General features: G+C 65.8%; 18 protein-coding genes. 9 read left to right on the forward strand and 9 right to left on the reverse strand.

Going from position 1 to position 20,693, the window contains the following annotated elements:
* Nucleotides 1-43: 43 nt before the first annotated feature.
* Genes ACZ1A1_RS03495 through ACZ1A1_RS03510 form a run of 4 tightly spaced genes read left to right on the forward strand, consistent with a single transcriptional unit; the run spans nucleotide 44 to nucleotide 2,028 of the window.
* Nucleotides 44-565: a DoxX family protein gene (locus tag ACZ1A1_RS03495; RefSeq protein ID WP_463618774.1), complete on the forward strand. Its 522-nt coding sequence runs from the start codon at nucleotides 44-46 to the stop codon at nucleotides 563-565.
* Nucleotides 562-933, forward strand: coding sequence for a hypothetical protein (locus ACZ1A1_RS03500; RefSeq protein ID WP_313193784.1), 372 nt, complete (start codon nucleotides 562-564; stop codon nucleotides 931-933). Before ACZ1A1_RS03495 ends, ACZ1A1_RS03500 begins: the two co-directional genes overlap by 4 nt.
* A gap of 43 nt (nucleotides 934-976) precedes the next feature.
* Nucleotides 977-1,354 (forward strand): hypothetical protein, encoded by a 378-nt coding sequence (locus ACZ1A1_RS03505; RefSeq protein WP_463618775.1) that lies wholly within the window; start codon nucleotides 977-979, stop codon nucleotides 1,352-1,354.
* Between the two features lie 29 nt (nucleotides 1,355-1,383).
* Nucleotides 1,384-2,028, forward strand: coding sequence for an invasion associated locus B family protein (locus ACZ1A1_RS03510; RefSeq protein ID WP_463618777.1), 645 nt, complete (start codon nucleotides 1,384-1,386; stop codon nucleotides 2,026-2,028).
* Between the two features lie 365 nt (nucleotides 2,029-2,393).
* Here ACZ1A1_RS03510 and ACZ1A1_RS03515 read toward each other — a convergent pair whose 3' ends face one another.
* Nucleotides 2,394-3,392 carry an AraC family transcriptional regulator gene (locus ACZ1A1_RS03515; RefSeq protein WP_463618778.1) on the reverse strand — a complete coding sequence of 333 codons (999 nt, stop codon included), beginning with the start codon at nucleotides 3,390-3,392 and terminating at the stop codon, nucleotides 2,394-2,396.
* A 427-nt stretch (nucleotides 3,393-3,819) separates the two neighbouring features.
* Here ACZ1A1_RS03515 and ACZ1A1_RS03520 point away from each other — a divergent pair, with 427 nt between their 5' ends.
* From ACZ1A1_RS03520 to ACZ1A1_RS03535, 4 genes are all read left to right on the forward strand, one after another.
* Nucleotides 3,820-5,739, forward strand: coding sequence for a HAMP domain-containing methyl-accepting chemotaxis protein (locus ACZ1A1_RS03520; protein WP_463618779.1), 1,920 nt, complete (start codon nucleotides 3,820-3,822; stop codon nucleotides 5,737-5,739).
* Complete coding sequence (locus ACZ1A1_RS03525) at nucleotides 5,739-6,209, forward strand: chemotaxis protein CheW (protein WP_463618780.1); 471 nt, start codon at nucleotides 5,739-5,741, stop codon at nucleotides 6,207-6,209. Before ACZ1A1_RS03520 ends, ACZ1A1_RS03525 begins: the two co-directional genes overlap by 1 nt.
* Nucleotides 6,210-6,501: 292 nt before the next feature.
* The gene (locus ACZ1A1_RS03530; RefSeq protein WP_463618781.1) at nucleotides 6,502-7,617 is read left to right on the forward strand and encodes an FIST signal transduction protein; all 1,116 of its coding nucleotides are present in this window, start codon (nucleotides 6,502-6,504) and stop codon (nucleotides 7,615-7,617) included.
* 4 nt (nucleotides 7,618-7,621) lie between these two features.
* The gene (locus tag ACZ1A1_RS03535) at nucleotides 7,622-9,541 is read left to right on the forward strand and encodes a putative bifunctional diguanylate cyclase/phosphodiesterase (RefSeq protein WP_463618782.1); all 1,920 of its coding nucleotides are present in this window, start codon (nucleotides 7,622-7,624) and stop codon (nucleotides 9,539-9,541) included.
* 72 nt (nucleotides 9,542-9,613) lie between these two features.
* Here ACZ1A1_RS03535 and ACZ1A1_RS03540 read toward each other — a convergent pair whose 3' ends face one another.
* The 5 genes from ACZ1A1_RS03540 to ACZ1A1_RS03560 form a co-directional block, all read right to left on the reverse strand.
* On the reverse strand, nucleotides 9,614-10,495 hold the full coding sequence (locus ACZ1A1_RS03540; RefSeq protein ID WP_463618783.1) for a MurR/RpiR family transcriptional regulator: 882 nt from the start codon (nucleotides 10,493-10,495) through the stop codon (nucleotides 9,614-9,616).
* Between the two features lie 64 nt (nucleotides 10,496-10,559).
* Nucleotides 10,560-11,498 (reverse strand): ABC transporter substrate-binding protein, encoded by a 939-nt coding sequence (locus ACZ1A1_RS03545; RefSeq protein WP_463618784.1) that lies wholly within the window; start codon nucleotides 11,496-11,498, stop codon nucleotides 10,560-10,562.
* A 15-nt stretch (nucleotides 11,499-11,513) separates the two neighbouring features.
* The gene (locus ACZ1A1_RS03550; RefSeq protein WP_463618785.1) at nucleotides 11,514-12,545 is read right to left on the reverse strand and encodes a FecCD family ABC transporter permease; all 1,032 of its coding nucleotides are present in this window, start codon (nucleotides 12,543-12,545) and stop codon (nucleotides 11,514-11,516) included.
* Nucleotides 12,542-13,567, reverse strand: coding sequence for a FecCD family ABC transporter permease (locus ACZ1A1_RS03555; protein ID WP_463618786.1), 1,026 nt, complete (start codon nucleotides 13,565-13,567; stop codon nucleotides 12,542-12,544). The genes ACZ1A1_RS03550 and ACZ1A1_RS03555 overlap by 4 nt, the downstream gene beginning before the upstream one ends.
* On the reverse strand, nucleotides 13,564-14,373 hold the full coding sequence (locus ACZ1A1_RS03560) for an ABC transporter ATP-binding protein (RefSeq protein ID WP_463618787.1): 810 nt from the start codon (nucleotides 14,371-14,373) through the stop codon (nucleotides 13,564-13,566). Before ACZ1A1_RS03560 ends, ACZ1A1_RS03555 begins: the two co-directional genes overlap by 4 nt.
* A 274-nt stretch (nucleotides 14,374-14,647) precedes the next feature.
* Here ACZ1A1_RS03560 and ACZ1A1_RS03565 point away from each other — a divergent pair, with 274 nt between their 5' ends.
* Complete coding sequence (locus tag ACZ1A1_RS03565) at nucleotides 14,648-16,819, forward strand: TonB-dependent siderophore receptor (RefSeq protein WP_463618788.1); 2,172 nt, start codon at nucleotides 14,648-14,650, stop codon at nucleotides 16,817-16,819.
* 125 nt (nucleotides 16,820-16,944) lie between these two features.
* Here ACZ1A1_RS03565 and ACZ1A1_RS03570 read toward each other — a convergent pair whose 3' ends face one another.
* The 3 genes from ACZ1A1_RS03570 to ACZ1A1_RS03580 are packed head-to-tail and all read right to left on the reverse strand — an operon-like array spanning nucleotide 16,945 to nucleotide 20,689.
* Nucleotides 16,945-18,249 carry a c-type cytochrome gene (locus ACZ1A1_RS03570; RefSeq protein WP_463618789.1) on the reverse strand — a complete coding sequence of 435 codons (1,305 nt, stop codon included), beginning with the start codon at nucleotides 18,247-18,249 and terminating at the stop codon, nucleotides 16,945-16,947.
* The gene (locus ACZ1A1_RS03575; RefSeq protein WP_463618790.1) at nucleotides 18,246-18,839 is read right to left on the reverse strand and encodes an SCO family protein; all 594 of its coding nucleotides are present in this window, start codon (nucleotides 18,837-18,839) and stop codon (nucleotides 18,246-18,248) included. Before ACZ1A1_RS03575 ends, ACZ1A1_RS03570 begins: the two co-directional genes overlap by 4 nt.
* On the reverse strand, nucleotides 18,836-20,689 hold the full coding sequence (locus ACZ1A1_RS03580; protein WP_463618791.1) for an NHL repeat-containing protein: 1,854 nt from the start codon (nucleotides 20,687-20,689) through the stop codon (nucleotides 18,836-18,838). The genes ACZ1A1_RS03575 and ACZ1A1_RS03580 overlap by 4 nt, the downstream gene beginning before the upstream one ends.
* Nucleotides 20,690-20,693: the final 4 nt, after the last annotated feature.

Below are 20,693 nucleotides of genomic sequence, written 5' to 3' on the forward strand. Positions count from 1 at the left end.
GCGGATCGCTTCCCCGGACAACACGATATGAACGGACAAAACCATGAACTTCGACATTTCCAATGACGCGGCGCCCAAGGCAACCACACCGGGGAGGATCGGCGCAGCCGCATCGATCCTGCGCTCGGCCTGGTTCGGCTATCTTGCCAGAACCGTGCTCACCTTCATGTTCTGGTCGAGCGCGCTGGCAAAGCTGGGCGATGCCGAGGCCGCCCTTGCCGAGATGCGGCATTTCGGGCTGGAGCCCGATCTCCTCTATTATTTCCTGACCGTCATCACCCTGGTCATCGGTTCGCTGCTGGTGATCTGCGATCGGTGGACATGGCTGGGCGTGGGCGCCCTTGCCGTCTTCACCCTCCTGACCATCCCCATCGCCCATGATTTCTGGGCGATGGAGGAGCCGCGGAAGACGGCGGAATTCCATGTGGCGATGGAGCACATCACCGTGGTCGGCGGCTTGCTTGTGGCCATCTACGCATCGGCGATCCGGAAGAAGCGGACCGGCGGTGACGCGGACTCCCGACTGTTCGAGATCGCATCGCGAAAGGGATATTTTCAACCATGATAGCAGGACGCTTTCTGGCAGGTGCGCTCTGCGTGCTCGCGGCCGGCTGCAGCAGCGGCGATGCCCGGATGAGCGCCCTGCGCGCCGACATGGCCAGCCGGCAGGCGGCCGCGGAACGGGCCGCCAGCCGTCCCGACGGCACGGCCGAGGACAAGGAGCGCGCCAGAGGCTACGCCTCGGCGCAGAAATGCATCGACCAGCTTCAGGCCCATTCGCGAAGCGTGCAGGCGACAAGCATGGCGACGAGAAGCGCCCTTGCCGCCGTGAGTTTCGCGGGGCCTGGCGGTGCCTTGGCCGCCCGCTCGCTGGCCCCCGTGAGCGGCATGGCCTTGCAAAGCCAAGGCCAGTATCGCGTCGCCTGCTACTAGGCGGCGCACCTCAACCTCAACCGTGCAGGCCGTCATCCCGAACATGTCCTGGAACCGCTTTATCCTTCGTGCCGCTCTCGTGTCTCTTGCCGGGCTGGCCGCGTGCCAGAGCCCGCCCTCCAATTTCCAGGGCTCGAATTTCTCCGATGAAACGAGAGCCTTGGAAAAGCAGCTGAATGCCGAAGCTACCGCGCTTGGAGCGGCCCAGGGTGCGACAAGCATCGCCGCTTCCGCAGATCCGACGGGCCTTTCCAGCTTCGCCAAGGCGCCGGTCGCGCTTGCGGCGCGGAACGCGCAGGCAAGGAGCGCCGATGCTCGGATGGCGGCGCAGTTGGCCCGCGACGAGCAGGCCCTGTACCGGCGCTACGGCATGAACCCCGACGGCACGCCCTCGGGACGCAAGCCGGCGGGCGGGAACTGAACGGCTTCAATCGAATGAAAGGCACTACCATGATGGGTCATAGACTCCCCCTGCTCGGCCTGCCGGCTTTCGCCGCCCTTGCCACGACCATATGGCTGGCATCCGCGGGAGCGATTTCCACGCCGGGCCAGGCGGCCTCGAATGCGGACGCCCGCAAGGATCCGGCGCCGCAGCGCCTGAAACTCGCCCAGGCGCAAGGCGGAAACCGTAGTAGCGCTGCGGATACCGGCCTGCCCGGCGGCGCCTCGTCGCTCAACGAGACATACAGGGACTGGCGCGTCGTCTGCGTCCAGCAGGAGGCCGGCAAGCGCTGTGCGTTCTCGCAGATACTGGCCCGGCAGGACGGCCAGCGCATTCTGGCCATCGAACTCAACGCCCCGGACGGCGATACCCTTCCGGGCAGGCTCGTCCTGCCGTTCGGCCTCTCGCTCGATGCCGGCATCACCCTTCAGGTCGACGAAGGCGCCCCGATGCAGCCGCTGCGCTTCCGAACATGCATGCCGGGCGGCTGCATCGTCGATGTCCGCTTCGACGCGCCGGCACGCGATGCCCTGCGGGCGGGCACCGCGCTCAAGGTGAACGCGCTTGCCGACGGTGGCACGGCCGCGCCATTCTCGATTTCGCTGCAGGGTTTCGGCACAGCGCTCGACCGGGTTGAGGCGCTATCCCGGTGAGCCCGGCGCGCTGTCACTTGATCCGCGTGCCCCAAAAGCCGCGTTTTTCCTTTCGCCAGGCAAGCACCGCGGATCAACTGATGCTTCCACCCTTTTGCCGGGTCGCGTCCGTCCTGCCCCACGAACGCGGTTCGGTACTGGACTGATATCCCCCGGCCAGCCCCGTGCGGCATGCCGCGGGTCTTGAAGAATGCTGCAATGCAGCATATATTGTGATTGTCGGAGCCGCTCTCCTCCTCCCAGTGGCTCCGGGCGGCTGGTGACGCTTCTCCTCCCAAGTTGCCAGCCAGAATCGAAGCCCGGTGCACCTCCTCCCGCACCGGGCTTTTTCATGCCGTTCGGCGCGGCGATCATGGACCGCGCCGCTAGCCCTGGGATTTGTTGAAGCGGCGCCTGCTTTCCGAAGGGGAGACGCCATAGGCATCCCGGTAGACCGCGGAAAACCGGCCGATGTGGAAAAAGCCCCATTTGAGGCAGATTTCCCTGATCGTCAGGCTGGAGGCCGGGTCGCACAGCTCGGCATGGGCGGCCTTGAGGCGAATATCGCGGAGATACGCGGCCGGCGTCACACCCTTGAACGAGCGGAAACTGATTTCCAGCGATCTCGACGAGACCCCGATGGCCTGCGCGATGGCCTGGACGGTGATCGGGCGGGCAATATGCTTGTGCATGTAGTCGATTGCCTGTTTGACCTGCCTCGGCGCTACGGCTGCGGGCTTCCTGTCGATGAACTGCGTGAAATGGTTGGGAACGTTCAAAAGGATCAGGTTGCTCAGCGCCTCGGCCATATGCGCGGCCGCCAGCGGCGAATGCAGCAAAGGCCCGTTCGCCCGCATGCCATCGGCGATGGTGTCCATCAGGCCCGCCATCCATGCCGCCGATGAATCCGAAAGCGCGATCTCCGGCGCTATGTTCAAGGAACCCTTGAGCGGCTGGTCGAAAAGGCTGGCAGCGTTCCTGGCGATGATCTCCCAGTCGACAAAGAGCGCGTCCGAAACGATCCTGTCGCCGCGCAAGGCGTAGCGGCCTGCCTCGAGATTGTTTGCCAATAGCAGCGAGCCCGCGGTGCTTTCTACGGTGCTGCCCCTGAACGATGTCTGGGTCGCGCCTTGGTGGCAGCGGAGAATGGACAGCATTTCCGGTGTGTCATCGACCGGCCACAGATCCCATTCGCCTTCGTAATGGCCCGAGACGAGGACCAGTCCGGAAGCAGAATGCAGGCTGGTCGACCAGGCGAACTCGCTCGTCCTGCCGGTCGGCCTGCCGTCGAACCGACCAAAAACCCGTGAGAGTTGTTCCACCGCTCCTTCGAAATCGTCACCGCCCAGGGTCACGCTTGCACGCTTCGGGTGTTCGTCACTCACATTCATATCCGCTTTGCAGCACAGAACGAGATGTACGAAACGGCAATATGAAGTTCAAGCGCAATCTAAAACACGGAGAGGATGTGCAACCTTTCCGTGATCGATCCCGCCGGCTATCCAATTTGCGCAATCCTGGCCGATATACGAAAGAACCGCCCGGCGGGCGGGATACATACATATTTCGTTAAATAGCAAGGAACGAAAGCATGGGTGCGTGAAGTTGTAGTCATATCCTGACTGCACGCAAAGGACCCAGATGTCTCGGGTTCCTCCGGATAGAACGGCCCGCTGCATTTCAAGGGCGAGGATATCCGGCCGGGCTTCGATGAACGAGGCCGTGAACGTGCGATGCCTTCCATCTGAGCACCTTCTGCACGGGAAGGAACAGAACAAGATTTACGGGAGTTTCCGGGTGAGAAACCTGTCCTTGAAAGTTATCCTCATCGGCCTGATGGGCACGATCGTCGCGACCATCCTGGTCTTTTCGGCCATGTCGCTGCGCAGCATCAGCACGATGGGCGCCGCCACGCAGGAAATCGGCGGATACTGGTTCGAGCGCCTCGTGTCGGCGCGCGAGGTGAAGGGCGGCTTCGCCGACCTGCGCCTTGCCTATTCCCGCTATGCGCTCGTCTCCAACGAAGAAGAGTTCCAGGCGGAAGCCGGGACCCTCGGTGAGATCAAGGAGCACTTCGCGCAGGACATCGCCAAATACGAGGCCGGCATCTCGACCGAGACCGGGCGCACCCTGACCGACAAGATCAAGGTCTCCGCCAAGAGCTACATGGAGGAGGGCGCGCGCTATGTCGAACTCGTCGGTTCCAACCGCCGGGCGGAGGCACGCGATCTTTTCCACGGCGAGATGAAGCTGCGCGCCGAAGAGGTGAACAAGGATATCGACGAGCTCGTCACGTTCATTACCAACCGCGCCCAGGACAATGTGAAGCATGCGGACGATACCGCCGACAGGGCGCTGCTGGTGACCATCGTCATCGCCGCCGTCGCCACGCTCGTCAGCCTGGCCGGCATGTATATCGCGGCGGCCCGCGTCGCCAACCCGATCCAGCGGATCACGGATGCGATGCGCAAGCTTGCCGGCGGCGACATCGAAAGCACCGTGCCCTTCGCCGAGCGCCGCGACGAGATCGGCGCGATGGCGGCTGCGGTCCAGGTGTTCCGCGACAATGCGATCGAGAGACTGCGCCTTGAGCGCGAGACCGAGGCGAACCGTTCGCTGAGCGAGAAGGAACGCATCGCCCGCGAGGAGCAGAAGGCCAAGGAGGCGGCGGACGTGAAGTTCGCGGTCGACAGTCTGGCGGCCGGTCTTGCCAGGCTTTCGGACGGCGACGTCTCCTTCCGCATCGACCAGTCCTTCGTGGAAAGCCTCGACTCGGTCCGCCGCGACTTCAACCAGTCCGCCGAGAAGCTGCAGGTCGCGCTGGTCAATGTCGCGCAGAATGCCCGTGGCATCGAGGCGGGTGCGAACGAGATCAGGTCGGCCGCCGACGATCTCGCCAAGCGCACCGAGCAGCAGGCCGCCGCCGTCGAGGAGACGGCCGCTGCGCTGGAGGAAATCACGACCACGGTGAAGGATTCCACCCGGCGCGCCCAGGAGGCCGGCCAGTTGGTCGGCCGGGCCAAGAGCGGCGCCGAGCAATCCGGCAATGTCGTCCGCAGCGCCGTGCAGGCGATGGAGCAGATCGCCCGTTCGGCGAACGAGATCAACAACATCATCGGCGTCATCGACGAGATCGCCTTCCAGACCAATCTGCTCGCGCTGAATGCCGGCGTCGAGGCCGCCCGCGCCGGCGATGCCGGCAAGGGCTTTGCCGTCGTCGCGCAGGAGGTCCGTGAACTTGCGCAGCGCTCGGCGAACGCCGCGAAGGAGATCAAGGCCCTGATCACGGCCTCCAACGAGCATGTCCAGCAGGGCGTTCAGCTCGTCGGCGATACCGGCCGCTCGCTGGAGGCGATCGTCCAGGAGGTGCAGGAGATCAATCTCCATGTCTCCGCCATCGTCGATGCCGCGCAGGAGCAGTCCTCCGGTCTTCAGCAGATCAACACGGCGGTCAACCAGATGGACCAGGATACGCAGAAGAACGCGGCGATGGTCGAGGAATCCACGGCTGCCAGCCATGGTCTCGCCCGGGAGGTCGCCTCCCTGAACCAGCTTCTCGCGCAGTTCAAGCTGTCCGAGGAGGGACGATCCGGCTCCTTCTCCATCCGCCCGGCAACGCCCGACGACCGCCCGACGACATCGCCCGTCCGCGCGCTCGGCCGCAAGATCGCCTCGGCATTCTCGGGCAATGCCGCGGTCGATACGTCCAAGGGCGAGTGGGAGGAATTTTGATGGAAACATCTCTGAAAGCCGCGGCCGATACGCTGGAGATCATCGCATTCATGCTGCATGAGCAGCAGTTCTGCGTGCGGACCACCTCCATCCGCGAGATCCGCGGATGGGCCCCGGTGACGCCGCTTCCGCATGCGCCGGCCGAAGTGCTCGGCGTCATGAACCTTCGCGGAACCGTCATTCCGATCATCGACCTCTCGGTGAAGCTGGGCATGGCGCCGGCACAGTCGACCGAGCGCAGCGCCATCGTCGTGACCCATGTGAAGGGACAGACGATCGGGCTGATGGTCGACAGGGTCTCCGATATCCTGACGGTCACCGGTACCGAGCTTCAGCCCGTTCCTGTCGGGGCAGGGGTCGCCACCGAATCCTATGCGGAAGGCATCATCGCGCGCGACAGGGAGATGATCTGCTTCCTCGACCTGGAAGCGATATTTGCGAACGCAGCAGACTGGCCGGACGCTGCATAGCGCCTGGGACGCCATGGCCGCTTCCGGCAATGCCGGTCAGGAGAGGATGCGCTCCTGGTCGGCGTGCCGGAGCCGCCCTGCCATGATCAGGATCGTGGCAGGCGCACGGGCGCGAACATAGCTAATTTACCATATTCGTATCCAAAATATTCGAGATATCGGCCTACGATTTGTTCAAGCCAGGCCATGGTTCTTCGACCAAGGAAACATGAAGTAACGCGTAATGGTAAGAGTAAAATCCTTTGTCGCCACGGGAGAAACGACACCGGAGACCCTCTCCAGGTTGGCTGAGGTGCTTGAACGAGATCCGCTCGGCGCGAGCTTCGTCTATATCTTCCACGACGCCCTTCACGACAGCGACGCCATCCTGGCATTCGCCCGGAAGCGTTTCGCAGATGCGGCAATCCTCGGCGGCACGTCGTGTAACGGCGTGATGAGCGAAGCGGGGCTGGCGGAGGCGGGATCCATCGGCCTGCTGGTGATCGAGGATCGGGACGGCGACTATGGCGCTGCCATCGTGAAGCTCGAGGCGAATGCTGCCGACTGCGCCGAGCAGGCCCTGCATGATGCACTCGAACGCGCGGGCTGTGCAGGGGAGCTGCCCGAATTGATCTGGCTCTACCAGGCGCCCGGCCGGGAAGAGGAGGTGATCGAGGGGCTTCGCCGCGTGGTTGGAGATCGCTGCCCGATCATCGGAGGCAGCTCGGCCGACAACCATGTCGCCGGCCTATGGCGGCAGCTCGCAAATGACGGCGTTCTTTCCGATGGACTGGCGATCGGTGTCCTGTTCTCGTCGGGCGGCATCGGCTTTGCCTTCCAGGGCGGCTATGAACCGAGCGGTGAAAGCGGCGTCGTCACGCAGTCGCGCGGCCGCAGGATCGTGACAATCGACGGTGCGCCGGCGGCGGAAGTCTACAATCGCTGGACCGGCGGCCTCCTCGACGACAAGATCGGCACGGGCGGCAATGTGCTCGCTTCCACGACGATGCATCCCGTCGGCATGGATGTCGGGAAAATCGAGGGCATCACCCATTACCTCCTCGTCCATCTGGACGCCGTGCTGGAGGATGGGGTGCTCTCCACCTTCGCCACCATCGATGAGGGCACAAGGCTCTACAGCATGAAGGGGGAGCGCTCGCGCCTCGTCGAGCGCGCCGGGAGGGTGGCTGCCGCCGCGGCGGCCGAGCTGCCGCAGGGCGAGGACAGCCTTGCCGGTGGGCTCGTCGTCTATTGCGCCGGATGCATGATGGCGGTCGGCGACGAGATGCCGGAAGTGGCCCGGGCGGTTACCAGGCGCTTCGGTGAGAAGCCTTTCCTTGGATGTTTTACATTCGGCGAGCAGGGCACGATGCTCGGGCGCAACGCCCATGGCAATCTGATGATCTCGGCCATAGCGTTCGGAAAGTAGGCGTATGGAAGGATCCGAGGAGCTTCGCGAGGCATTGGTGGCGCTCCGCCGCGAGAACGATCTGCTGCGGACGGAGACCACCCATGCGAAGCTGCTGCTCACGGCGCTCGAAGCCGTCCTGAGCGTGGACAGCAGGGACGATCCGTTCGCCGGTGTCTTCAGCGCGCTCATGACGGTCTTCGAAAGCTGCAGGGCGATCGTGCTGATCGAGCGTGACGGGTCGGCCGGGGAACTGGAATGCATCGCCGCGGATTCGCCGGCTCTTGTCGGCACGGTCTGGGGCAGCAGCCGCCTTTTCGAGAAGGCGTTGGCCGGCCGCGTCGTCGCGACGATCTCCGACTCCGATGTCTCCTCCTGGCCGGACGCGCTTGAACGCGACTTCAGGATCGGCACGCCGGCGCTGCACATGCCGCTGGGCGTGCGTGAAAAGCGCGGGCTGCTCCTCCTGCTGCGCGCGCCGGACCAGCCGGGCTTCGACCGGGCGCATGTGGCCCTCGCGAAGAAGTTCTCCCTGCTCGCCTCGCATGCCCTGGCGGCGCGGCAGGCGCATCAGAGCGAAGCCGAAAGCCATCGGCTGAAGCGGCTGACGGAGCAACTGAGGATCAGTCAGGCGGCCTTGAGCCACCGCGCCAATCACGATCAACTGACCGGCCTGCCGAACCGCGCGCATATTCAGGAGCTTGTCGACAATGCGATAGCCCGCTGCGGCAAGGGCAAGCGGATGGCGCTCGCCTTTATCGACCTCGATGACTTCAAGCGCGTCAACGACCTTCACGGCCATGCCGCCGGCGACACGCTGCTGAAGACGATTGCCGACCGTGTGTGCGCGCGAATCCGGGACACAGATATATTCGGCCGCATCAGCGGCGATGAATTCGTGATCGTGCTGGATGATATCGACCGGCGCCAGGATATTTCCGAGATGGTCTCCCGCATGCGCGGCGACCTGTGCGAGCCGCTCTGGATAGACAGCGCCCTGATCCGCCCTTCGGCCTCCATCGGCGTGGCGTTCTACCCCGCCCACGGCAAGGACTATGAAACATTGCGGCGCCACGCGGATATTGCCATGTACGAGGCCAAGAAGGCTTCCAAGGGCAGCATCGCTTTCTATCGGCGCGAGCTCGGCCGAAGGACGTCGGAAAGGCAACGGCTGGAGCAACGGCTTCTGCGCGCCCTGGAGACCGGCGCCTTCCGCTGCGCGCTTCAGCAGAAGGTGGACATCCGCAGCCGCGCGGTCGTCGGCTTCGAGGCGCTCATGCGATGGATCGACGAGGACGGCGAGGTTCACGCGCCCGGCTATTTCCTGAAGCTTGCAAGCGAGTTCGGGCTGGTGGACGAGATGACCGATCTCGTGGTCGGCGATCTTCTGGACCATCTCAAGCTGCTCGATGCGCGTTTCGGAACGAATGTGCGTTACAGCATCAATGTCTCCCCCACGCAGGCGACGCACCTGCCGTTCATCCAGAAGCTCGTCGAACGCCTTCATTCCTCCGGAAGACCCCGGTCCTTCATCCTGGAGCTGACCGAGGAAACGATAGCCGCCATCGGGCCCTTGCAGCGCCAGGTCCTTCCCCTGTTGCGGGAGGCGGGCATCGGTCTGTCCATCGACGATTTCGGGACCGGCTATTCCTCGCTCGCCACGCTGGCGGACCTGACGGTCGACGAACTCAAGATCGACAGGTCGCTCATCAGCTCGATCCATAGTCGGCCGCGAAGCCAGAGCATTCTTCGAGCCATCGAATCCATGAGCCTGGCGCTCGGCATTTCCATGGTGGCGGAAGGCGTCGAGACGGCCGAGGAAAACCTCTACCTGATGGCGCATACACGCCTCAACATCGGCCAGGGCTACCTGTTCCACCGGCCGGAACTGCTCGCAGACATATTGCGATCGCCGCAGGCCGTTCAACGCAACCTGTTTGGATAGCTTCCTTTTGGCGCGTTTGAGTGGACGACACTCTTCATGCGGCAATGAACGCCGCTGCCGTATTTGTAGACATCACCTTTTACTCGGCCTCACCTGTTCGCGAATGTCGATCAGCCTGTCTATGCAGGCGAGGGTGCGATCCCGGTCGATGGCGGCAAGGCCCAGCATGATCGTCTCGACGCAGGTGAGCATCGGGGCATGCAGCGCGACATGCTCGCTCTTGGCGCGCGGCATCACGATATGGGCGGCGGCGTGCTTGACGAGCGGGCTGTCGGCCTTGCCGACGATGAGCACGACCGGCACGCCGAGGCGCGTGGCCTCGGTGATGACGGCCATGCCCTCGTTGTGCACGCGGCCGTGCATCATGGCGATGATCGCGTCGCCTTCCGCGACTTCAAGCAATTGCTCGGCGAGCATGATGCCGGTGCTGTTCAGTGCGTAGGAAGGGTAGCCGGACCGCTTGAAGAGCCGCGCCGCATAGGTGGCGATGATGCCCGAGGCACCGATGCCGAAGACGCCAATGCGGCGGGCCTGCGAGAGGATCCTGACCGTTTCGCCGAGGCCGCGGCGGTTCTCCTCGGACGACAGCGCGGCGAGGGCATGCTTCTGGTCCTCCAGCACGAAGTCGATGGCCGCATCCACGCCGCGGCCGAGCGCATCGGTCGTCAGCGCCATCTTCTCGGAGGGCGAATCCGTCTGGCCGATATGGGCGGCGAGCGTGTCCTTGAGGTCGATCAGGCCGTCGAAGCCGAGCATCTGGATGGCGCGGATGACGGTCGCGTCGGAGGTCCCAGTCTCGCGGGCGATGTCGAGCGCGGATTTGCCGAGCACCGCATGGCGGTGGCCGTCGATATATTCGGCGACGGTCAGAAGGCTCGGCGAAAGCGTCGCCCGGCGCTTTCTGAGCCTTTCGCCATATTGGTCGCGACGCCGGTTGCTGCGGGTCTGGTGCATGGGCCGATGGGTCTCACGAAGATGCTGGTCTGTTATAGGGGCAAAGTCCGCCCGCTGGAAGATTTCAGGGCACGGGCCGGGGGGCGACGGTCGCCTGCACCATCGCCGTCATCAGGAAGAGCGCGGCATAGCTGTTGGAGATCGCCTCCTCGCGCGAGACCATGACATAGCGCCCCTCGCGGCAGGCCTTCAGGAAGGCGCAGAAACCGGGCAGCACCTTCTCCATGGCCGCGATCTCCTTGTCCGAGGTGTCGCCCTTGTCGCTGCGGTAGGGATCGAAGATGAAGTCCGCGTCGAGCTCCGGCAGGCGCTCGGCGCTGACCTCGAGGCGGCCACCCTCCTCGATTCCGTCGATCAGCGCCGGAAAGCGGAAGCCGGCGTCGCGCAGCACGCGGCCGAGCGAGCGGTAGGTGTGGTAAGTGCTGATCTTGCCGTTCAGCGGCTGGAAGACGGAAACGGTGATCGCGGCGGAATCGACCGCCTGCTTCAGCGCCGCGATACCGCTCTCGTAGCGGTGCTCCAGCACGGCGAGCCGCGCCTCGGTGCCGGTCAGCTCGGAAAGCTTCCTGTAGACATGCGGTGCGCCGAACTTCGCGGCATCCAGCGCGACGGTCGGGGCGATGCGCTCCAGCGCCTCGATGGGCGTCGGCCTGCCGACCGTGGTGATGATTAGGTCCGGCCTGGCCTCGACCAGTTTTTCGAGGTCTATATCGTTGGCGCCGAGGAAGAGGATGGCGGAATTGTCGAAGTCGACGCCGGTGAGCAGCGCGCCGGAGCGCAGATACGGCTTTCCGTCGAGGCCGACCCGCCCGTGGCTGGCGGCGGGCATCACGCCGAGCTCGATGAGCGGGATGGTGATGTCGATATCGTGCAGGGCGGCGATGCGCAGCGGTTTTGCCGGCACGGCGACCGTGCGGCCGGTATCGTCCGTGAAGCTGCGGGTCTCCTGCGCGAGCGCCGCGGCAGGCAGGAAGAGGAGAAGGGCGAAGAGCAGGCTGCGCATCGGGCGGGATACTCCTTAGATCTGGTTGCGGCGCTGCCAGAGCAGCACGAAGAGCAGGACGACGCCGAGCACGGAGAGCACGATGCCGGCCGGTATCTGCACGGGGGCGAAGAGGGTGCGGCCGAGAGTGTCGGCGAGCAGCACGAGGCCGGCGCCGAGGATCGCGCTGCCGGCGATGAGCGCTGCCTGCCCGCCGCCGACGAGGAAGCGTGTGAGATGCGGCGCAAGCAGCCCGACGAAGCCGAGGCTGCCGGCGCAGGAGACCGCGGCCGCCGTCATCAGCACCGAGGCGGCGATGATGGCCATGCGCAGGCGAAGGACATGCACGCCGAGGCCGATTGCGGCGGTTTCTCCGAACAGGCTGGCCTCGGCCGCGCGCATGGTCAGGACCAGCAATCCGCCGCCGAGGGTAAGGCACCCATAGGCGAGCGGGAGCATGTCGGGCTGCGTGCCGGAAAGGCTGCCCGCCATCCAGATCATGGCGGCCTGCACGCTGTCGATGTCGGCGGTGACGAGGATCATCGCGATGACGGCCGACAGGAACCAGGAAAGCCCGATGCCGACGAGGATGAAGCGCATGCGCGACAGCGAGCGGGCGATGGCGATGGCGGCGAACGCGACGACGAGGCCTCCGATCATGCCGGCAAGGGGGCGCAGGATGAGCGGCGCGCCCGGATAGGAGAGCGTCAGGACGATGACGGCAAGGCTCGCGCCCTCGCGCACGCCGAGCAGGCCGGGATCGGCCAGTCCGTTGCGGGTGACGGTCTGCAGGGCGGCGCCGGAAAGGCCGAGCATGGCGCCGCAGGCAAGCGCCATGGCGATGCGCGGCGCGCGCAGGTCGCCGACGATGGAATGCGCCGCCTCCGCCGGACGGGTAAGGAAGGCGAGCGCATCGGCAAGGCCGGCATTTCCGCTGCCGGTGGCAAGCGCGGCAAGGCTGAGCGCAAGAAGCATGAGGGCGAGCCCGGCGCAAAGCGCCGTCCGCCGCGCATGGAAGCGCAGCGAGAGCGGGCCGAGTCGAAGGCGGCGATAGCCGGCTGCGGTCACTTGATCCTCCGCGCGACGATGGCAAGGAAGACGGGCGCTCCCACGAGGGCGGTCATGATGCCCGTGGCGATCTCTCGCGAGGGTATGACGGTGCGGGCTGCAAGGTCGGCCGCAACGAGCAGGCAAGCGCCGCCGACGGCCGAAAGTGCAAGTGCCGGCAGGTGCCGGCCACCGGAGAGCCGGGTGGCAAGGCCCGGCACGATGAGCCCGACGAAGCCGATCGGCCCGACAGTCGAGACCGCCGCGCCCGAAAGCAGCGCCGCAGCGCCGAGCCCTGCCAGCCGCGTCGCGCGCACCGGCACGCCGAGCCCCACGGCGGAGACGTCCCCGAGCGCCATGGCATCGAGGCGCGGCGCGATGACGAAGGCTGCGGTAGCGGCGAGGAGGACGGGCGCCAGCGCGGCGTTCACTTCCGGCCAGGCGACCCCGGCAAGGTCGCCGACCAGCCAGAAGCGGACCGTCTCCAGCGTCTCCTGATCGAGGATGAGGATGGCGGAGACGAGTGCGGAGGCGAGGGCGGACAGTGCGATGCCGCAGAAGGTGAGCTTGGCCATGGTCAGCCCCAGCCGGCCGGCGGAGGAGAGCGCGAAGACGGCGGAGAACACCGCCGCGCCGCCGAGGGCGGCGACGAGCGGCCGGGCGAAGGCCACCGGCTGAAGCGCGGCGGGCAGGGCGGCCGCGATCACCACGGCAAGGCTTGCGCCGGCATTGAAGCCGAGGATATGCGGCTCGGCGAGCGGGTTGCGCAGCAGCGATTGCAGGAGCAGCCCGGCAAGGCCGATCGCCGCCCCGCCGAGAAGCGCGGTGCAGAGCCGCGGCAGGCGCAGGCTGATGAGGATGCGCTGGTCGAAATTCGCGGGATCGAAGGCGGTGAGCGCGTCGAGGAGCGCCGCGAGCGATGTCGCCCGCGCGCCGGTCGAAAGATGAAGCAGAGCAAGCGTCACCGCCAGCGCCGCGGCGGGCAGCAGCCAGACCCAGCCGCCATGCCGCCGCCGGGCCGCGAGGATACCCGCGCCCGTCATGCGCCCGCCCTGCCGGAGGGAACTGCAAGGAAGGCGGGCTTGCCGGTGACGGGATGGGTGAGGCGCGTGACGGCGGCCTCGAACACATCGCCGATCAGGTCTTCCGTGCAGGTGTCGAGGTCTTCGACGATGCTATGGATACGACCGGCTTTCAGGAAGACGATGCGGTCGGCATATTGCAGCGCGGCGTTGAGGTCGTGCAGCACGGTGACGACGGTGCGGCCGTGCTCGTGCGTCAGGCTGCCGACGAGGTCCATGACCTCGCTCTGGTAGCGCAGGTCCAGGAAGGTCGTCGGCTCGTCGAGCAGGATGACCGGCGTTTCCTGCGCCAATGTCATGGCAATGAAGGCACGCTGGCGCTGGCCGCCGGAAAGGCTGTCCACCGCACGGCCGGCAAGCGCGGTGAGCGTGGTCGCGGCAAGCGCCCGGTCGACGGCGGCCTCGTCGGCGTCGGTCCATTGCTTGAGAAATCCCTGGTGCGGATAGCGCCCGCGCGAGACGAGATCGTAGACCGAGATGTTCTCAGGCACCAGCGGCGCCTGCGGCAGGAGGCCGAGCCTACTGGCGACCGCGCGCGTCGGCAGCGTCGCCATCGCCCTGCCGTCCAGCAGCACGGTGCCGCGCATCGGCTTCAGGACGCGCGAGAGCAGGGACAGCAGCGTCGACTTGCCGGAGCCGTTCGGGCCTGCAAGAACCGTGAGCCGTCGCTCCGGCACCAGAAGGGAAACATCGTGCAGTACGGTGCTGGCGCCGTAGCCCGCCTCTATGCCGCGTGCCTCGACGATCGCTTCGCCTGCTTCTGTCATTCCTGCCGTCATGGCTGCCTTGCCTGTTTTCCGAAGGTTTGGCCTGTAATTCTTGACTGTAGTAGTCAATATAAGCGGCAAGAAAAATTCTCGACGCAGCGGCTGAAAGGGTGGAAACCGGGGCCATCCGTGCGGATTCTGCCGGTCGAAAGGCGGGTGAAGCCCCGGATTACGCTGCCCTGTCGCCGCCATAAAAGTTGACTACTACATTCATGAAATCCATGAAACGGGGAACCGAGAGGTTTTTAGAGGGTCCCTGCAGGGTTTGATGGGCATGAAAAAGACAATGCGTTTCGAGTGCACGACGGCGGTTTCGCTGGTTTTCCTGGCCGGATTTGCGGCTGCGGCGCCCTCCCTTGCCCAGGATGCCCCGCTTGCCAAATCGAAACGCGTAACGACGCAGGACGAGCCGACGCAGCTCCAGGCCGTCACCGTCGAGGGCGAGGGCAAGGATGGTGCGACGAAGGGCTACCAGCCGGTTTCGACCTCCACCGCGACGCGCACCGAAACCCCGCTTCTCGATATCCCCCAGGCCGTCAATGTGGTGAGCCGGCAGGTCCTTGAGGACCAGAACGCCGGGAGCCTCGATGATGCGCTCGCCAATATCAGCGGCGTCTCGCAGGCCAACACGCTTGGCGGTACGCAGGAAGCCGTCATCCGCCGCGGCTTCGGCGAGAACCGTGACGGCTCCATCCTGACGAACGGCCTCAAGACCGCGCTGAACCGCTCCTTCAACGCCACGACCGACCGCGTGGAGGTGCTGAAGGGGCCGGCCTCGACGCTCTATGGCATCCTCGATCCGGGCGGCGTGATCAACGTGGTGACGAAGAAGCCCGAGGACACGTTCAGCGCCGATCTCTATGGCAGCCTTTCGAGTTTCGGCGGCGGTTCGGCCGGTTTCGACGTTACCGGCCCCATCGAAGGCACCGACTTCTCCTATCGCCTCATCGGCGACTACCGGCATGTCGATTACTGGCGCAATTTCGGTGAGACGAAGGACTGGCTCATCGCGCCGTCGCTCTCCTGGTCCGGCGAGGATACGGAGGTCACCGTCTCCTACCTGCATCAGGACTACAGCATTCCCTTCGACCGCGGCACGATCTTCGACCTGACAAGGGGCCGCATGGTCGACGTCGACCCGAAGATCCGCTTCGACGAGCCGTACAACATCACGGACGGCAAGTCCGACGCGTTCCAGGTCGAGGTCGACCACCAGCTTTCGGAAGACTGGAAGCTTGCCATAGACTACGGCTTCAGCCGCAACGTCTATTCCGACAACCAGGCGCGCGTCATGTCCTACAATGCCGCGACCGGGATCCTGACGCGCCGTGCCGACGCGACGCAGGGCTCGACGATCTATAATCACGCCCTGCGGGCGGACCTGACCGGCGATGTCGAGATCGGCGATTTCCGGCATGAGATCCTTGTCGGCGCCTCCTACGACTATGCCAATACGTTGCGCACCGACCTCATCCGTTGCGGCAACGTTCCCGGCTTCGACATTCACAATCCCGTCTACGGCACGCTTCCCGCCTGCACCAACGTCTCGGCGGCCGACAGCGATCAGACGGAGATCATCAACACGGCCTCGGTCTACGCCCAGGACAACTGGCATCTCAACGACCAGTGGATCCTCGTCGGCGGCCTGCGCTATCAATATTACGACCTGATGGCGGGCAAGGGGCGGCCGTTCCGGCAGAACACGGACAGCTACGGCGATGCGTTCATTCCGAATGCCGGCATCGTCTACAAGGTGACGCCCGACCTTTCGCTTTACGGCAATGCGGCAAGGACGTTCCGGCCGCAGTCCTCGATTGCGAATTTCTACGGCAACCTCTCCCCGGAGGAAGGCGTCTCATACGAAGTGGGCGCGAAAGCCGAGCTCGCGTCCGGCCTCACGGCGAATGTCGCGCTCTATACGTCAGAAAAGCAGAATGTCGCCTATTCCGAGATCGAGAACGGCGTGACGGTGGTCAAGACCGCCGGTCTCGTTCGTGCTCGCGGCCTCGAGATAGACGTGGCGGGTTCGCTGACGGAGAATGTCGACTTCATCGCGAGCTACGGGTTCACCGATGCGAAGATTCTGAAGGGCGACTATGCGGGGATGAAGCCTGTCAACGTGCCTCGCCACACCGGTTCGCTCTACATGACCTATGATTTCGGCGAGATCGATGCCAACGGCAACACGTTGAAGATTGGCGGCGGCGTTCGTGCCGTCAGCGAACGGCCCGGTATCAACAACAATAGCTACTTCCTGCCGGGCTACATGGTCGCGGACGCCTTTGCGACCTACACGTTCAATCTCGAACGGCCGCTGGCCTTGCAGCTCAATGTGAAGAACCTCTTCGACCGGACCTACTACACGTCATCGATCGGCACGACGGCGCTCGGCAATGCCATCGGGGAACCGCTTTCGGCGACGCTGACCGCCAAGGTGAGCTTCTGAGGGAGCGTCATGTGCCCAGGCTTGCCTGGGCAGAAGAATGCTTTAACGGGAGGCGGTTGGGGCTGAGGCTTTCTCGGCTTCTGACGGATGGCGTTCTTGCCCTCTGTATCAGGATGACTGGCCGTTCACTGCGGCTTCGTTTCGATGAAGGGAACGAACGTGGTGCCGTTGAGGGGGTCGGCTGCGTAGTCGAGTTGCCGTTCGGCATCGGCAACGGCACCGATGGCGGCCACCAGGGTCGTCCGGTCGAGGTTTCGGCCGGCGCTCTTCAAGGCGGAAACGAGGAGGCTGGCGGCGGTCCTGGCGTGGATGTCCACGATGTTTGCCTGCACCTCGCGGGAAACGAGGGACGCTTCGGGCGAGGCGAGGACCAGATGGTGGCGGCCGGCTTCCGTCGATGACAGGAGTTCGCCTGCAAGGCCGTAGATCCGGGAGCTGGCGGGCAGGTCGTGGAGGATACGGCCTGCCGTCTTCCGGTCCTGGCATAGCAGCAGCACGTCGCGCGGGTGCTTACCGGAGAGTGGAAGGGGCGAAAGCGTGTAGCGGGTGCCTGGCAAGGCGTATCGCCGGACGAAGGTGTCTCCCTCGTCGCCGCATCCCGGGGCGTCGATGACCGTCACGGCCGTCGCCCTGTCGGATGCGAGACGGTCGGCGATGGCGCGAAGGGCATCCTGCCGGTCCGCCATCAGCCCGCGCACGATCGTCGTGTCCTCGCTGCCCGCGAGCGGAAACAGCGGGAAGAGGACGGGGACCTGCCGGTCGGTGAATGCGGGAACGTCGAGTTGCGTGGACGGCGCAAGGCCGATGACGGCGACCGCATCCTCCACCCCATCGAGGATCGCCGCCGTGTCTCCGGCAAGGAGCGTGACGGCGACCGTCCGTCCGTGGATAGGCCGGCCGCCGAGAAACTCGTCCAATGCCGCTTTGAGCGCCTCTCCATAGCGGCGGGCTGTTGCGGCATTGTCCGGCGGAACGGCGACGGCGAGCGTGATGGAGCGGGGGTGGACGCCGCGCCGTTGCAGCCCGGTGAGCCGGTCGAGATAGGTCGAGAGGCTGGCGAATGTCGCATCGTCCATCGCATAGCGCGGCATGAGGCTGGAAAGGATGCGCCCGTCCGGTGTGCGCCCCTCTTCAAGGGCGCGTCTCAGGCTGGCGGCGTCATAGGCCGGGCGGGCAGGGGTGGCGCGGAAGAGGTCGCTTCCCCGGATCGGCGGGGCCGCGCCCTCCCGGCCGCCCGCGCCGTCGCGGCCATGGCAGGTGCGGCACGGAAACCGCGCCGCCGGAAGCGCTGTCGCGCCGCTTATCGAGACCGTCGCCGGGATATCGCCCAAGCCGTTATAGAGGCTGCTGCCAGCGTCCGGCCCCTCGGCCCCGGCAGCGGAAGCCGTCCAGAGCAGCAGCGCCAGGCCGGCGAAAGCGGGAAACTTCAACTGCCGTATCCGTCGAGCGCGGCAAGGACGCCGGAAACGGTCGCGTCGTTGACCGGCATGCGGCGAAAATCCTTCCGCTTGCCGTCGCCGACGATGAAGACGAGCTCGTGCAGCTCGATATCGGCCGTCCGCGCATTGGCCTGCCGCAGCACCTTGTCGATGTCGCCGGGCCGTCCGGTCGCCCAGAGCCAGCGCTCACTCGGTGCCCATTCCCGCGCGGCTTCAGCAAGGATATCCGGCGTGTCGATCGTCGGGTTGATGGTTATCGACACCAGGCGGACGGGCCGCCTGATGCGCGGCAGGACAGCCTTGTCGAGCTCCTGCATGATCGCGTTGCCGACCCCGCAGATGGACTGGCAGGACGTGTAGTTGAACGTCACCACGAGGAGATCGTCGCCGGCAAGCTCGCTGACCAGCGCTGCCTCGCGCCTGTGGTGATCGGTCAGGCGCACGTCGGGCAGGTCCACCGGCTCCTGCGCCAGCGTCGCGGCTTGCCGGGAAGGCAACACGCGGCCCGCGACGATCACCGTCGATGCCGCAAGGCCGAGGAAGATGGCAAGGGGGAGGGCGACGGAGGCGATCCTGTTCATGGCGACACCTGTGCGAGGGCCGGCTCCCGCAGCTCGAAGGCCTGGGGTATGTCGACGGGGCTGATCGAGAAAAGACCGGGATGGGGAAAGCGGATCTGCGCCTGCAGGCGGTTGTCCCCATCGCGTTGCGCGTCCACCGGCATCGTCCAGGACGATTGCAGGCTGGAGACGAGGAAGCGGGCGCGGGGCACGGCGATCTCCCGGCCGTCGCCGTCATGGAACTCGAAATCGACGGTCTCCGGCCGGCCGGCTCTGTAGGTCCCGTCGCGCGGGGACGCCTTCAGGGTGAAGATCCGGTCCTTGTGCGCGTCGTCGCCGTCCACCGTAAAGCGGATGCATGTTGTGAGGCCGCCGACGCCGGTGGTGAGGATCAGCTCGTGCTCGCCGCCGGCCTCGACGCGCGCGACGGTCTCGAAACGGCCGGGCGCGATCTCGGCGAGGCTCCTGTCGACGACGCCGATGGAGAGCGGCACGCCGCTGCGCAGGCGGACATAGTCTTCCGGCGGTACGTTGCCGATGGCCATGGCGTCATGGAGGACGAGGCCGATGGCGCCGCCCCGGTCGACGACCAGCGCGCGGGATGCATCGAGCGGCGCGATGCGCGTGCCGGCGCCGCCGGCCTCCGGCTGGCCGCGGGCAAGGCCGACGATGCGGGGCGCGGGGCGGTCCTTCCGCCCGAGCGCCGCAATCTCGAAAATCGCCACCGCCCCGCCGTCCTCGCTGAGGATATAGAGGTTCCTGCCGACGAACGCCGCTTCCTGCACGACCATGCGCTCCTGCATGTGGCCGGCCTCGACGAGCTGGGACGTCGCAAGGTCGACAATGACGAAGAGCGGCTCTCCCGGGCTGTAGGCGATGGCATGGCGCCCGTCCTCGCTGATCGCAAGGCGCGTCGCATCGATGCCGATGGGGATGCGGAGCGGAACGCCCGGATCGTCCGTGTAGCGGACGTCCATGGCCTTCACCCCAGCCGGCAGCACGACGACGGTTCCGTTCCCGATGAAACGGGCATCAGTGATGGGCGGTCCGGATGCGCTCCAGACGATGGCGGATGCCCAGTCGTCGAGAAGGGCGAGCCGGCCGTCGCCGGAATAGGCGCCGAGCAGACCTGGAAGGCCGGTCTCGCGCAGGAACAGCCGGTTCTCCGTCGCGCCCGGCCCGCCCGGAAGCACGAGGCGGGCACCGATCGTGCCGTCCGGTTTCAGCTTCACGAGAGTGTCACGGCCGGCCTCGGCGATCCAGAGGTTGCCCGCCGCGGTTCCCAGCACATCCGTTGGCGTTGCGAGGTCGCCGGCAAGAGGCTGCCGTTCGCCCGTCAGGAGGTCGACCGCCTCGATCCGGCCCTCGGCGGTCAGGACCGCGAGTGCGCGTAGCCCTGCCCGGTCGAAGGCGATGGCGTCCGGCCGGCGCTCGAAGGTCGCGGCGGCGATCATGTTCGCCCCGTTCTGGTCGAGCCGGCGATCCACGACGCCGAAGCTCGCATCGTCGTTGAGGACGCCGATCAGTTCGCCGTTGAGATCGATGACGCCGCGTGGCGTACCGCGCGTTACCCGCAGCGCGCGGGCCGTGTCCGTGCAGGAGGCGTTGTCCGCCGCGACGGGCCGGATCCAGGCGGAAGGCTTCAGGCCCGTCGGTTGCTGGCCGGTCTTCGCGTCTGAGATTTTCAGCGCGAGGCGGAACGGCTCCCGGCTCCTCGGCATGCGTAGCGCCTGCCCCGCGCGGTCACGAACGGTCATCTCGACCACAAGCCCGCTGTCGGCCGTCTGGCCGGCCGCCGGCAGGGCCGCTGCCAGCACCGCGGCAACGCCCGGCCAAAGCACCGATCCCCGTTTCGAGACGCCCGTGGCCATCCTC

The organism is Shinella sp. R2-11, assembly GCF_055330205.1.

What these genes read in the sequence shown, in the direction of transcription:
- ACZ1A1_RS03525 (WP_463618780.1), top strand. Translation starts at nt 5,739, where the DNA reads ATGGAAACATCTCTGAAAGCCGCGGCCGATACGCTGGAGATCATCGCA.
- ACZ1A1_RS03540 (WP_463618783.1), bottom strand. Translation starts at nt 10,495, where the DNA reads ATGCACCAGACCCGCAGCAACCGGCGTCGCGACCAATATGGCGAAAGG.
- ACZ1A1_RS03505 (WP_463618775.1), top strand. Translation starts at nt 977, where the DNA reads ATGTCCTGGAACCGCTTTATCCTTCGTGCCGCTCTCGTGTCTCTTGCC.
- ACZ1A1_RS03545 (WP_463618784.1), bottom strand. Translation starts at nt 11,498, where the DNA reads ATGCGCAGCCTGCTCTTCGCCCTTCTCCTCTTCCTGCCTGCCGCGGCG.
- ACZ1A1_RS03560 (WP_463618787.1), bottom strand. Translation starts at nt 14,373, where the DNA reads ATGACAGAAGCAGGCGAAGCGATCGTCGAGGCACGCGGCATAGAGGCG.
- ACZ1A1_RS03565 (WP_463618788.1), top strand. Translation starts at nt 14,648, where the DNA reads ATGAAAAAGACAATGCGTTTCGAGTGCACGACGGCGGTTTCGCTGGTT.
- ACZ1A1_RS03535 (WP_463618782.1), top strand. Translation starts at nt 7,622, where the DNA reads ATGGAAGGATCCGAGGAGCTTCGCGAGGCATTGGTGGCGCTCCGCCGC.
- ACZ1A1_RS03575 (WP_463618790.1), bottom strand. Translation starts at nt 18,839, where the DNA reads ATGAACAGGATCGCCTCCGTCGCCCTCCCCCTTGCCATCTTCCTCGGC.
- ACZ1A1_RS03500 (WP_313193784.1), top strand. Translation starts at nt 562, where the DNA reads ATGATAGCAGGACGCTTTCTGGCAGGTGCGCTCTGCGTGCTCGCGGCC.
- ACZ1A1_RS03510 (WP_463618777.1), top strand. Translation starts at nt 1,384, where the DNA reads ATGATGGGTCATAGACTCCCCCTGCTCGGCCTGCCGGCTTTCGCCGCC.
- ACZ1A1_RS03495 (WP_463618774.1), top strand. Translation starts at nt 44, where the DNA reads ATGAACTTCGACATTTCCAATGACGCGGCGCCCAAGGCAACCACACCG.
- ACZ1A1_RS03580 (WP_463618791.1), bottom strand. Translation starts at nt 20,689, where the DNA reads ATGGCCACGGGCGTCTCGAAACGGGGATCGGTGCTTTGGCCGGGCGTT.
- ACZ1A1_RS03555 (WP_463618786.1), bottom strand. Translation starts at nt 13,567, where the DNA reads ATGACGGGCGCGGGTATCCTCGCGGCCCGGCGGCGGCATGGCGGCTGG.